The sequence below is a fragment of the Bradyrhizobium sp. HKCCYLS3077 genome, from assembly GCF_051167555.1.
Lineage (GTDB): Bacteria > Pseudomonadota > Alphaproteobacteria > Rhizobiales > Xanthobacteraceae > Bradyrhizobium.
This window is the reverse complement of sequence record NZ_JBNPTH010000001.1, coordinates 838,810-851,445: the sequence shown is the minus strand read 5'-3', so window position 1 is coordinate 851,445 and position 12,636 is coordinate 838,810. Positions and strand designations below refer to the sequence as shown.

Below are 12,636 nucleotides of genomic sequence, written 5' to 3'. Positions count from 1 at the left end.
CGAACTGCGTCGGTGACCTGCCAGAAACGCAGGGATGACAGCCTGCCAAACGGTGGGACGGACAAGCTGTATACAGCTTAAGAATAACTCTGTCCCATCCGCAATCAGCCCATGAATTCGCCGATTCAAGCTATGAAATACTGATTTTTCTTCGTTTTCTTTGCCCACTTTACGATCCATTAACTCCAGAGAATTGAGCAACAATTGAATGATTGTGGGCTAAATCCCATTTCTGGTGGGCTGTCGCTTGCGACTCACTTCCCTTATCTTGGCTCATCCAGCGGGCGATCCGCTCTCAAGTTGAAATTTACGCGCCATCGGGAACCTGCGCCGCCATGACCGACCTCGCCACCGCCATCACTGACGGACATTCCGCGATCATCAGGCCCAAGATCTCGTTCGAGTTCTTCCCGCCGAAGACCGAGGAGATGGACCGGACGCTGTGGACCTCGATCGAGCGCCTGGCTCCGCTGGAGCCGAGCTTCGTCTCGGTGACCTATGGCGCCGGCGGCTCGACCCGCGAGCGCACCCACGCCACCATCGCACGCCTCCTCAAGGAGACCGCGCTGCTGCCGGCGGCGCATCTCACCTGCGTCGGCGCCTCCCGCGGGGAGATCGATGAGGTCGTCGACCGCTATCACGAGGTCGGCGTCCGCCACATCGTCGCCTTGCGCGGCGATCCGCCCGGCGGCATCGGCACGCCCTACCAGGCCCATGCCGAGGGTTATCAGAGCTCGCCCGATCTGGTCGCCGGCATCAAGAAGCGCCACCCGGACATCGAGGTTTCGGTCTCGGCCTATCCCGAGAAGCATCCGGAGAGCCGCGACTTCGACGCCGACATCGATATGCTGAAAGCGAAGGTCGATGCCGGCGCGACCCGCGCGATCACCCAGGTGTTCTTCGACAACGACGTCTACTTCCGCTACCTCGACCGCGTCCGCGCCCGCGGCATCGACATTCCGATCGTGCCCGGCATCATGCCGATGCACAATTTCAAGCAGGCGCGCGGCTTCGTGACCCGCAACGGCACCAGCGTGCCGGAGTGGCTGGCCGAGAAGTTCGAGGGTCTCGACGATGATCCCGAGACCCGCAAGCTGATTGCGGCGACCGTCGCCGCCGGCCAGGTGCACAAGCTCGCCAAGCATGGCGTCGACACCTTCCATTTCTACACCATGAACCGCGCCGACCTCGTGTTCGCGATCAGCCATCTGCTTGGCATCCGGCCGAAGTCCGTCAACAAGGTCGCCGCCTGATGTCCCCTCCTGTTTCCAATGCGCGTACCGCCTTCCTCGCCGCCGCGCGCCAGCGCATCCTGATCCTCGACGGCGCCATGGGCACGATGATCCAGGCGCTGCAGTTCGACGAGGCCGCGTTCCGCGGGCCTCGCTTCAAGGATTTTCATCGCGACCTCCGCGGCAACAACGACCTGCTGATCCTGACCCAGCCCGACGCGATCGAGGACATCCACGCGCAGTATCTGCGCGCCGGCGCCGACATCGTCGCCACCAACACCTTCTCGGCGACGTCGATCGCGCAGGCCGATTACGATCTCTCCGACATCATCTACGAGCTCAACCGTGAAGGCGCGCGCCTGGCGCGCAATGCGGCCACGCGTGTTGCGGCCGAGGACGGCAAGCCGCGCTTCGTCGCCGGCGCGATGGGCCCGACCAACCGCACCGCCTCGATCTCGCCCGACGTCTCCAACCCCGGCTATCGCGCCGTCACCTTCGACGATTTGCGCATCGCCTATGGCGAGCAGGCGCGCGGGCTGCTGGACGGCGGCGCCGACATCCTGCTGGTCGAGACCATCTTCGACACGCTCAACGCCAAGGCGGCGCTGTATGCGATCGCGGAGCTGTGCGAGGAGCGCGGCATCGACGTGCCCGTGATGATCTCCGGCACCATCACCGACAAGTCCGGCCGCCTGCTCTCGGGCCAGATGCCGGAGGCGTTCTGGAATTCGGTGCGTCACGCCAAGCCGCTGACCATCGGCTTCAACTGCGCGCTCGGCGCCGAGGACCTGCGCGCCCATGTCGCCGATATCGGCCGCGTCGCGGATACCTTGGTCTGCGCCTACCCCAATGCCGGCCTGCCCAACGAGTTCGGCCAGTACGACGAGACGCCGGCCTATATGGCGCGGCTGATCGGCGAGTTCGCTGCGTCCGGCCTCGTCAACATCGTCGGCGGCTGCTGCGGCACCACGCCGGACCATATCGCGGCGATCGCCGCCGCTGTCGCCCCGCACAAGCCGCGCGTCGTCCCTGACATCGCGCCGCGGCTGCGGCTGTCGGGGCTGGAGCCGTTCGAGCTGACGCCCGCGATTCCGTTCGTCAATGTCGGCGAGCGCACCAACGTCACCGGCTCGGCCAAATTCCGCAAGCTGATCACCGCCGGCGACTACACCGCCGCGCTGCAGGTCGCGCGCGACCAGGTCGAGAACGGCGCCCAGGTCATCGACGTCAACATGGACGAGGGCCTGCTCGACTCCGAAGCCGCGATGCGGACCTTCCTCAACCTCGTCGCCGCCGAGCCTGATATCGCCCGCGTCCCTGTCATGGTCGACTCCTCGAAATTCCACGTCATCGAGGCCGGCCTGAAATGCGTGCAGGGCAAGCCGGTGGTGAACTCGATCTCGCTGAAGGAAGGCGAGGAGAAGTTCATCCACGAGGCGAAGATCGCGCGCCGCCATGGCGCGGCCGTCGTCGTCATGGCGTTCGACGAAACGGGCCAGGCCGACACCTATCAGCGCAAGACCGAGATCTGCGCCCGCGCCTACAAGATCCTGGTCGAGACGGTCGGCTTCCCGCCCGAAGACATCATCTTCGATCCGAACATCTTTGCGATCGCCACCGGTCTCGAGGAGCACAACAACTACGGCGTCGACTTCATCGAGGCGACGCGCTGGATCCGGCAGAACCTGCCGCATGCGCACATTTCCGGCGGCGTCTCCAATCTGTCGTTCTCGTTCCGCGGCAATGAGCCGGTGCGCGAGGCGATGCACTCGGTGTTCCTGTATCACGCCATCAAGGCGGGCATGGACATGGGCATCGTCAATGCCGGTCAGATGATCGTCTATGACGACATCGATCCCGAACTCCGCCAGGTCTGCGAGGACGTCGTCCTCAATCGCGATCCCGGCGCGTCCGAGCGGCTGCTGGCGCTGGCCGAGAAATTCCGCGGCCAAGGCAAGCAGACCAAGGAGGCCGATCTCGCCTGGCGCGAATGGCCGGTCGACAAGCGCCTCTCTCACGCGCTGGTGCACGGCATCACCGAGTTCATCGACGTCGACACCGAGGAGGCGCGCGCCGCCTCGACGCGGCCGCTCGACGTCATCGAAGGCCCGCTGATGGCCGGCATGAACGTGGTCGGCGATCTCTTCGGCGACGGCAAGATGTTCCTGCCGCAGGTCGTGAAGTCGGCGCGCGTGATGAAGCAGGCGGTCGCCTATCTGATGCCGTTCATGGAGGCCGAGAAGGCCGCCAACAAGGGCCGCGCCAACGAACGCTCCAATGCCGGCAAGATCGTGCTCGCCACCGTCAAGGGCGACGTCCACGACATCGGCAAAAACATCGTCGGCATCGTGCTCCAGTGCAACAATTTCGAGGTCATCGACCTCGGCGTCATGGTGCCAGCGGCCAAGATCATCGACACCGCCAAGGCCGAGAATGCCGACATCATCGGCCTCTCCGGCCTGATCACGCCCTCGCTCGACGAGATGGCGTATCTCGCCTCCGAGATGGAGCGCCAGGGACTGAACGTGCCGCTGCTGATCGGCGGCGCGACCACCAGCCGCGTCCACACCGCCGTGAAGATCGACCCGAACTACCAAAGCGGGCCGGTGGTGCATGTCAACGACGCCAGCCGCGCCGTCGGCGTGGCCTCCTCGCTGCTGTCGGCGGAGCGCAAGGACGCCTATGCGGCCGAGATCCGCACCGAGTATCAGAAGATCGCGGCCGCGCATCTGCGCGGCCAGGCCGACAAGAAGCGGCTGTCGCTCAAGGACGCCCGGGCCAATGCGCCGAAGATCGATTTCGCCAGCGCCAGGCCGGTGAAGCCGACCTTCCTCGGCACCAAGACTTTTGTGGACTACGACCTCGCCGAGCTCGTGCCCTATATCGACTGGACGCCGTTCTTCCAGACCTGGGAGCTGGCCGGCCGCTTCCCGGCCATCCTCGACGATGCCAAGGTCGGCGAGGCCGCGCGGGCGCTGTACGACGACGCGCAGAAGATGCTGAAGCAGATCGTCGACGAGAAGTGGTTCACCGCGCGCGCCGCGATCGGCTTCTGGCCGGCCAACGCTGAAGGCGACGACATCGTGCTGTATGCCGATGACAGCCGCACCCAGACGATCGCAACATTGCACACGCTGCGCCAGCAGCTCGAGAAGCGCGAGGGCCGCTTCAACACCGCGCTGTCCGACTTCGTCGCCCCTGCCGGCTCCGGCGTGCCGGACTATGTCGGCGGCTTCGTCGTCACGACGGGGCTCGGCGAGGACGCGGTCGCCGACCGCTTCAAGAACGCCAATGACGACTACTCCTCGATCCTGGTCAAGGCGCTGGCCGACCGCCTCGCCGAGGCCTTCGCCGAGCGCCTGCACGCCCGGGTGCGCCGCGAGTTCTGGGCCTACGCCCCGGACGAGACGCTCTCCGCCGACGATTTGATCCTGGAGAAGTATGAGGGCATCCGCCCTGCCCCCGGCTATCCGGCGCAGCCGGACCATACCGAGAAGGCGACCTTGTTCGAGCTGCTCGATGCGGAAAAGAACGCCGGCGTGCGGCTCACCGAGAGTTTTGCGATGTGGCCGGGCTCGTCGGTCTCGGGCCTCTATTTCGCCTCGCCGGAGAGCTTCTATTTCGGCGTCGGCAAGATCGAGCGCGACCAGGTCGAGGACTACGCCGCACGCAAGGGCATGACGGTGGCCGAGGTCGAGCGCTGGCTGGCGCCGATCCTGAACTACATCCCAGCGCGCGGCGGACAGCCGACCGAGACGCCCCGCCCGGTCGCCTCGCCCGCCCCCGCCAACGACGCGGCCCCTGCCGAGCTGGCCAGCCACCCCGTGGGCTGCACCTGCGCGGTTCATCTGGCCTGGCGCAAGAAGGCGGTTGGCGCAAAGTAGCCTGCGCTGTCTCGATACAACACCTGTCGTCCCCGCGAACGCGGGGACCCATACCGCGTGATCTACCCGTCGTCTGCGGTGGTCGATACGGCGCGCGACAGCTTCTTCCTGGGGTTATGGATCCCCGCCCTGGCGCACGTCAGATCTTGCGTCGTCCGAACGTCCTGGACGTGGGAGCATCGTGCTGTGGCCACGCCACGCTCGCCGGGTCAGTGCCTTCGAAGCGCTCGGCCTTCGCCGAGGAGGCCGCGATGAAGCGCGAGATCAGCCGGGCATGGGCGGCCAGCTGGGCGATGATGCGCGGGATGAGACCGGGATTCGTCACGCAGATGGCGACAAGGACGAACAGCCATGCCCAAAGCGGCGTCGAGTTCGACTTGCGGCTCTCGACTGCCGCAGACGGCTGATCGGATGCACCGGCTGTCCGGGGAGCACCGAACGTACCGGACAAGTTGCCGCCGCGGCTCGCCGGCTGGCTCGCTTCGGACGGAACCGCCGGGGCGGTCCTGGCCGGGCATTTTCCGTCGGGATAGGACGAGCCGATGCAGAACGGACCGGACTGCGTGATGCGGGCCATCTCGACCAGGCTGGCCGGACTGTACAGATTGACCAGCGTGGAGAGGTTGCCGTCCTTCGGCCAATAGGAATAGACCGCGCCGAAACTGCCGATGACGAGCATGACGAAGACCAGGGGCGCCACGCCGATGACGTTGCGGCGCTCGTCGAGCTTCCGCTCCTCCCAGGCGATCGAGGCATTGTGCCAGGCGCGAAACGTCTCGCGGTCGAACAGATACAGCATCAGGAGGTTGGTCTCGGGCTGCGCCGGCTTCTCCAACGGCCGGCCCGAAGCGTCGAGCGGATAGAGCGACAGGGCCGAGCGTGGACGGCGTCCGAAGCGCGGCGCCGACGGCACACGGCTGTCGCGCCGCCGCCGTGCCGGACTCATCAGCTCGCGGCCGAGCGCGGCGATAGCGTCAAGCCGCTCGGCGATGCTGGGATGGCTGCCGCCGGCGTGATCCGCAGGTCCGTCGAACAGGAGGCCCTCGACCCGCGCGCTGCCGTGGAACATGCCGCGGCCGCCGATCTTGCGGATGGCGCTGAGCAGCGCTTCGGGAAAATGCGTGACCCTGATCGCCTCGCCATCGGCGATATGGTCACGCCCGAGCTTCAGGCTGCGCCGCGCGGCGCGCGCGAGCCGCAGCGAGGTCACGGTCGCGATGCTGCTGGCGAGCAACAGCGGCAGCATCGGCGGCACCAGCACGGCTACCAGGATCTGGCGCCAGTGCTCGAACCGCAGCGGATTGTTCATCTGCAGGATGACAGCGGTCCGCATCAACGCGTGATTCGCGGCGAGCAGCCTGGTGTCGCCATGGCGGATATGCGACGCCTCATGCGCGAGCACCGCCGCCAGTTCGTCGTCGTCGAGCTGATCGAGTAGGCCGCGCGTCACCGCGATCAGGCCGGCCTTCGGCCCCTCGCCCACGGTGACGGCGTTGGGCTCGCTCGCCTCGATGACGCCGAAGCGCGGCAGGCGGACTCCGAGCGCGGTGCACTGCTCCTCGGCAATGGCGACGAAGCGCGGTTCCTCCTGGCGCGAGACCAGCCGCACGCCGAGCGTCTCCATCACGGCCTTCGCATGGCCGCGATACATCCACCAGAACATCAGGCCAGTGGCGAGCGCGATCGGCAGTGCGTAGCGGACGGCATAGCCGGCCGGGTTGGACAGGATGGTGTGCTCATGGTCGGCGACGAGCAGATAGATCGTCAGCGCGAAGGTGCCGATCACCTCGAACGACACGACATAGGCCAGCATCAGCAGGGCCGTGCAGCGCCGGTTGTAGGCGGCGTGCGTGACGTAGCCGTGGACGACCATGGCGCCCGCTCCTCAGGTGATCACAGGCTGATCTTGACCGGACCTGCGAATTCGGAGCGGCGCTCGCCAAGCGTGAACTTCTCGCGCGCGGCGCTCCCGCACAACCAGGCGATGACGTTGCTGGGGAAGGCGCGGCGGACCGAGTTCAGCTCCTCCACCGCCAGATTGTAGAATTTCCGCGCCGCCGTGATGCGCTCCTCGATCCGGATCAGATCGCTGCGCAGCGTGCTGTAATGCGCGGCGCTGGCCAGCGCCGGATAGGTTTCGCTGACCGAGAACAGGTTCTGCAGGACATTGGCGATCTGCGTGTCGGCCTGGATCACCGATCCGCCGCCGCCGGTGAGCGCCTCCAACGCATCGACGCGGGCCTCCAGCACGTCGCGGATCACGTCGTGCTCCTTGGTCGCGAAGGCGCGGACCACCTCGACGAGCTTGCCGATCAGCGCGTGCCGCTCGATCAGGAGCGCGTCGACGTCGCCGAACGCCGCATCCGCCCGCTCGTCAAGCTGGCCCAGCAGCGCGTGCTGCGCGCGGATCTTGAGCAACAGCCAGAGCACCGCGCCAGCGAGCAGCCAGGCCCACCAATAGTCCAGCGCGACGTTGGCGGCGCGGGTCACGCGCCCGGAGAAATCCATGGCCTGGAGAAAGTTTTCGACTGAAAAGGAAGACATGAAAGACCCCCGAGACGCGATTTTTCGGCAAGCTTTACATCCGTCCCCTCTAAGACTTTGCACCGCGGATCGCTCAAGTTGTAATGAGATTCGTGTCCTGTTTCAGATTGTACCCAGGGCCAGGCATCTCGCCTGACGGCAAGACCGCCCTCGGCGCGAAGAGTTGGCGCGGCCTCACCCACCCAAGACCGTCGTCCTGCCCTCGTGCGCAATTGCGCACGCGGCGCCGGGACCCATCACGCATGATGCATCTGTGGCACACGGTGGCTGAGATCGAGCGCATCACTGCTGGCTGTCATTATGGGTCCCGGCTCAAGGCCGGGGCGACATTGGTTTTGACGCATCCTGGTCGGCTTACCCGCGGGCCTGAGCGCTGCCCTAATCCCGTGTCCCCCGCGCCACGGCTGCCCCGAATGACAAAGCGCCACAGCTGATCGCCCCCGATCCGGCGTGGACATCGCACCCGTAACCGGCTGAAATGCCGGGGGGCGCCGGGTGGTTTTGGTTCATGTCGTTGCAGTTCAGGCTTGCGTCGCGAAACCTGTTCCATGACAGGCTGCGCTTCGTCGCGACCGTCATCGGCATCATCTTCTCGATCGTGCTGGTGACCGTGCAGATGGGCCTCTATGTCGGCTTCCGCCGCATGGTGACGACCATGATCGACCATTCGCCGGCGCAGCTGTGGATCATGCCGGTCGGCACCAAATGCTTCGAGGATCCCTCGCTGCTCGACGAGCGGCAGCGGTTCCGGGCGCTGGCGGTTCCGGGCGTCGCCGAGGCGACGCCGCTGGTCATCGGCTATGCGCAATGGCGGCTGCCGCAGGGCACCACGACGCCGGTCTTCGTGGTCGGCTCGGAGCTGCGCGGGCTCGGCCTGCATCCGTGGAATGTGGTCGAGGGCCGGCTCGACGACCTCTCGGTGCCCGGCGCGGTCGCGGTCGACCAGACCTATTTCGAGCGGCTCGGCATCTCCGGCGTGGAGCAGACTGCCGAGCTGCGCGACCGCAAGGTGCAGGTGATGGCGGTGAGCAAGGGCATCCGCTCGTTCACGACCACGCCTTACGTGTTCACCGATGTCGAGCGCGCGCGCAGCTACACGGGGACGACGCCGAGCAAGGCGTCCTATCTGCTGGTGCGGCTGGCGCCCGATGCCGATCTCTGGAAGACCCAGCAGGCGCTGCGCGACAGTCTCGGCAATGTCGAGGTGCTGACCGCGGCCGAGTTTCGCAACCGCAGCCGTTCGTTCTGGCTGTTCGGCACCGGCGCGGGCGCGGCACTGTTCGCCGGCGCACTGCTCGGGGTCATCGTCGGCACGGTCATCGTGGCGCAGACGCTCTATTCGAGCACCAAGGACCACATCAACGAATTTGCCACGCTGCGGGCGATCGGCTCGTCCAGCCGCTACATCTACACGGTCATCATCTGGCAGGCGCTGCTCAGCGCCATCGTCGGCTTTGCTGGCGCGGCCGGCATCGGCAAGATCGTCGCGGCCGCGACCGCGGAATCAGCCCTGCCCGTGATCATGACGCCGATGCTGACCGTGGCGCTGTTCCTGCTCACGGTCACGATGTGCGTGGGCTCGGCGGTCGCTGCCATCGTCAAGGTGATGCGCATCGATCCGGCCATGGTGTTCTCGCGATGACCGACGTCGTGCTCGCGGCGACCGATCTCGTCCATCACCTCGGCCAGGGCGCCGGCCGGGTGCAGGCGCTGAAGGGCGTGAGCCTGGCGTTGAAGGGCGGCGAACTGGTGCTGCTGATGGGGCCCTCCGGCAGCGGCAAGACCACGCTGCTGTCGATCCTGGGCTGCCTGATGACGCCGGACGCCGGCACGGTGCATGTCGGCGGCCAGGCCGTCGCCGGACTGGACGCGGAGGCGCTGGCAAAACTCCGGCGCGAGCGCATCGGCTTCATCTTCCAGTCCTATCACCTGTTTCCGACGCTGAACGCCGAGGACAACGTTCGGCTCGCGCTGGACGTGCGTGGTGAGCGCGCGCGGGCGGCCAAACTGGCGTCGCGCGAGGTGCTGGCCACCGTCGGCCTCGGCCACAAGCGCAAATCGCTGCCGCGCGAGCTCTCGGGCGGCGAGCAGCAGCGCGTCGCGATCGCCCGCGCCATCGTCGGCAAGACGCAGGTGATCCTCGCGGACGAGCCCACCGGCGCGCTCGACACAACCAATGGCCAGGCGATCATGACGCTGCTCGCCGACATCGCCAAGGATCCGTCGCGCGCCGTGCTGGTGGTGACACACGATCCGCGCATTCTCCCGTTCGCCAGCCGCGTGATTCATATCGAGGATGGCCGCATCATCAACGAGGAGGCCGTGGCAGACTCGATGAAGAAGGTCTCGAACGCATGAACAAGCCCGGCCGAACCCACCAGGCTATCGCGCTGCTGCTGGCGGCGTCCACCGCGCTCGCGGTCGCGCCGCGCGGGATCATCCTGGAGGCGCGCGCCGCGAACGCCCAGGAGGAGCGCTGGCTCGCGGTCGCGCCCGGCCGCGTCGAGCCGGCCTCCGGCCTGATCAAGCTCGGCGCGCCCGTGGTCGGCGCGATCCAGGAGGTGCTGGTGAAGCCCGGCGACGCCGTGTTCGCCGGCCAGGCATTGGTGCGACTCACCGACGCCGAGGCGCGCGCGCAGCTCGCCAGCGCCGAGGCGCAGGCCGCGATGCGCAAGCGCGTCCGCAACAAGGAATCCACGCCGTCGGGCGCAGGGCCTCGGCGACGCGCCGAGGATGGCGTCGCGGATGCGCAGGCGGCTGTGTTCGACGCGCGCATTGCGCTCGACAAGGCCGTGGCCGAGCGACGCGCAGGCCGCGGCGCGGACAGCGACGTCGATGCAGCGCGCACGCAAGTGACGACTGCTCAGGCCAAGCTGGATCAGCAGACCGATGACCTGCGCAAGGTCACGGCCGACGCGCCGCTGCCGGTCAGCGCCGAGGGCCAGCTCAACGTCGCGCGCAGCGAGCTGCAGGCGGCGCGCGCCGGCTTGGAGAAGCTCACCCTCCGCGCACCGCTCGACGGCACCGTGCTGCAGGTCAACGCGCGCGCCGGCGAGATTGCCTCGCCGCAATCGACACCGCCGCTGGTGCTGCTCGGCGACATGTCGTCGCTGCGGGTGCGCGCCGAGCTCGACCAGCGCGATCTCGACAAGATCAAGCCGGGCCAGCAGGCCGTGGTCCGCTCCGACGCGTTCCGCGGCCGCGACGTCGCCGGCAAGGTCGCAGCGGTCGCGCCGCTGGTCGAGAGCAGCCGCGCCGCCGCGCTCAGCCAGCGCAACATGACGGATGTCGATGTGGTCGAGGTGCTGGTGGACTTGGCCGAGCCGGGGCCGTTCGCGGTGGGGATGAAGGTGGATGTGTATTTCAAGCCGTGAGGGCTGGTGTCCTTCCACGACCGACGCACTTCACGCGCATCGTGCTGCGACCGGTTAAATTGAGCCCATCTGCCGCCGCTGGCGCGCTCCACCTCGCCCCGCCAGGGCGAAGCGAAGCTTCGCTAGGGCGGGGAGAGGTCGGATTGCATCGAAAGATGCAATCCGGGTGAGGGGGTACAGGTCCATCCACGAACACGCCCGGCGCGTGTGCCCCTTCTAACACCTCCCGTGTGGCCCCTCACCCCGACCCTCTCCCCGTGAAGGACGGGGAGAGGGAGCGCACCGCCGCCGTGGCGGCGACAGAATCGGTTGAACTAATCCCCGCTCGGCGGCGCGAGCGGCTGGACGATCTCCTGGAACGGAGGGAGGGCCTCGCATCTCGCGGCGTGGGCCGCCAACACCGGATAACGCTTTGCGTCGAACAGATGCGGATGCGCCTCCGAGGTGAAGCGTAGCGCGCAGGCGACGGCGATGTCGGCGTGGCCGATACCCTCGCCATACCAGTAGTCCGTCGTACCATCGGCGCGCTCCGCCTCCAGCATCGCCAGCACGCCGGCGATCTGCGTTTCGCAACGCTCCACCCACAGCGCGAGCCGATCCTTGCGCAGCACGCGCTCGTAGATCAGGCTGACGGCCTCGTCGGCGAGCCCGGTGGCGAGCGCGATGGTGTGCAGCTGCTGGCGGCGCAAGGCACCGCTCGGCGCCAGCATGGCGCGCTTGGGGCCGACGGTCTCGTCGAGATGATCGAGGATCGCCGCGGAATCGATCAGCGCCTCGCCATTGTCGAGCACCAGCACCGGGACGCGCAGCAGCGGATTATACGGCGCGATCTTGTCGGCGTCGCCGAAGGTCGACCACGGCTTGTGCTCGAAGGGTATGTCGTAGAGCCTCAGCGCAATGGCCGTGCGCCGGACGAAGGGCGAGTCGTATTGGCCGATCAGGAACATGCGGCATCCTCCTGCTCCCGGTATTGAAGCGTCATTCGGCCCGATTGTCAGCTGCCAACTTCAGCCCAGCAGCGGCACATGGCCTGCGACTTCCCGCGGCAGCGTGCCGTCGAGGCGGGGATCCGGTGCGATCTCGATCTGGCGGCGATAGGGCCGGAAGCCGGCGCGCTGATAGAAGGTCAGCGCGCGCGGGTGATCGAAGCTGCAGGTGTGAACCCAGAGCCGCGTGAGCGGCTGCGCCCAGGCGCGGCGCAACGCATGATTCATCAGCAGCCGTCCGGCGCCGGTGCCGATCAGCTTCGATGTGACGCCGAACAGCGCCAGCTCGCATTCGTTGGTCTTGCGGAAGTCGAGCTCCAGCAGGCCTTCGTCGCCGCCGTCATGCGCGAGCGTATAGATCTCGACGCCCGGCGCGCGAATGGTCGCGGCGAGCTCCGCATCGCTCATCCGCGTGCGCTGCGACCACAGCCAGTCCCAGCCGACGCGCGCGTAGAGGTCACGATACCAAGCGAGATCCGGCTGCGCGACGCGTCGGATCCTCCAGGCGCCGACCGGGTCGGGCGGGATCACCGGCGCGGCGAGCATTTCAAGTGAGGTCACCACCGCGGCGATCTTGCCGGGCGGGACGTCGAGATAGCCTTCGGGAACGGACACC

9 protein-coding genes are annotated in these 12,636 nt (G+C 67.1%); 5 read left to right on the top strand and 4 right to left on the bottom strand.

Features of this window, described 5'->3' with window-relative positions; translation table 11 throughout:
- The first annotated feature begins 335 nt into the window (after positions 1-335).
- Positions 336-1,253 (top strand): methylenetetrahydrofolate reductase [NAD(P)H], encoded by a 918-nt coding sequence (gene metF, locus ACQR0Z_RS03700; protein WP_172133741.1) that lies wholly within the window; start codon positions 336-338, stop codon positions 1,251-1,253.
- The gene (metH, locus tag ACQR0Z_RS03695) at positions 1,253-5,116 is read left to right on the top strand and encodes a methionine synthase (RefSeq protein WP_434917724.1); all 3,864 of its coding nucleotides are present in this window, start codon (positions 1,253-1,255) and stop codon (positions 5,114-5,116) included. The genes metF and metH overlap by 1 nt, the downstream gene beginning before the upstream one ends.
- A 139-nt stretch (positions 5,117-5,255) precedes the next feature.
- Here metH and ACQR0Z_RS03690 read toward each other — a convergent pair whose 3' ends face one another.
- Both ACQR0Z_RS03690 and ACQR0Z_RS03685 read right to left on the bottom strand, forming a co-directional pair.
- Positions 5,256-6,989 (bottom strand): M48 family metalloprotease, encoded by a 1,734-nt coding sequence (locus ACQR0Z_RS03690; protein ID WP_434917723.1) that lies wholly within the window; start codon positions 6,987-6,989, stop codon positions 5,256-5,258.
- Positions 6,990-7,009: 20 nt separating this feature from the next.
- Positions 7,010-7,660, bottom strand: a complete 651-nt coding sequence (locus ACQR0Z_RS03685; RefSeq protein WP_434917722.1) for a LemA family protein — start codon at positions 7,658-7,660, stop codon at positions 7,010-7,012.
- A 508-nt stretch (positions 7,661-8,168) separates the two neighbouring features.
- Here ACQR0Z_RS03685 and ACQR0Z_RS03680 point away from each other — a divergent pair.
- From ACQR0Z_RS03680 to ACQR0Z_RS03670, 3 genes are read left to right on the top strand one after another with little or no spacing between them, the layout of a single operon-like run.
- Positions 8,169-9,302: an ABC transporter permease gene (locus tag ACQR0Z_RS03680; protein WP_434877885.1), complete on the top strand. Its 1,134-nt coding sequence runs from the start codon at positions 8,169-8,171 to the stop codon at positions 9,300-9,302.
- On the top strand, positions 9,299-10,018 hold the full coding sequence (locus ACQR0Z_RS03675) for an ABC transporter ATP-binding protein (protein ID WP_434917721.1): 720 nt from the start codon (positions 9,299-9,301) through the stop codon (positions 10,016-10,018). The genes ACQR0Z_RS03680 and ACQR0Z_RS03675 overlap by 4 nt, the downstream gene beginning before the upstream one ends.
- Positions 10,015-11,034, top strand: a complete 1,020-nt coding sequence (locus ACQR0Z_RS03670) for an HlyD family secretion protein (RefSeq protein WP_434917720.1) — start codon at positions 10,015-10,017, stop codon at positions 11,032-11,034. Before ACQR0Z_RS03675 ends, ACQR0Z_RS03670 begins: the two co-directional genes overlap by 4 nt.
- 314 nt (positions 11,035-11,348) lie before the next feature.
- On the opposite strand, the gene ACQR0Z_RS03665 is transcribed toward ACQR0Z_RS03670, so the two are convergent.
- Together ACQR0Z_RS03665 and ACQR0Z_RS03660 are read right to left on the bottom strand one after the other, a co-directional pair.
- Positions 11,349-11,981 (bottom strand): glutathione S-transferase family protein, encoded by a 633-nt coding sequence (locus tag ACQR0Z_RS03665; RefSeq protein ID WP_434917719.1) that lies wholly within the window; start codon positions 11,979-11,981, stop codon positions 11,349-11,351.
- A 60-nt stretch (positions 11,982-12,041) separates the two neighbouring features.
- Positions 12,042-12,635, bottom strand: coding sequence for a GNAT family N-acetyltransferase (locus tag ACQR0Z_RS03660; RefSeq protein WP_434917718.1), 594 nt, complete (start codon positions 12,633-12,635; stop codon positions 12,042-12,044).
- Between the last annotated feature and the right edge of the window lies 1 nt (position 12,636).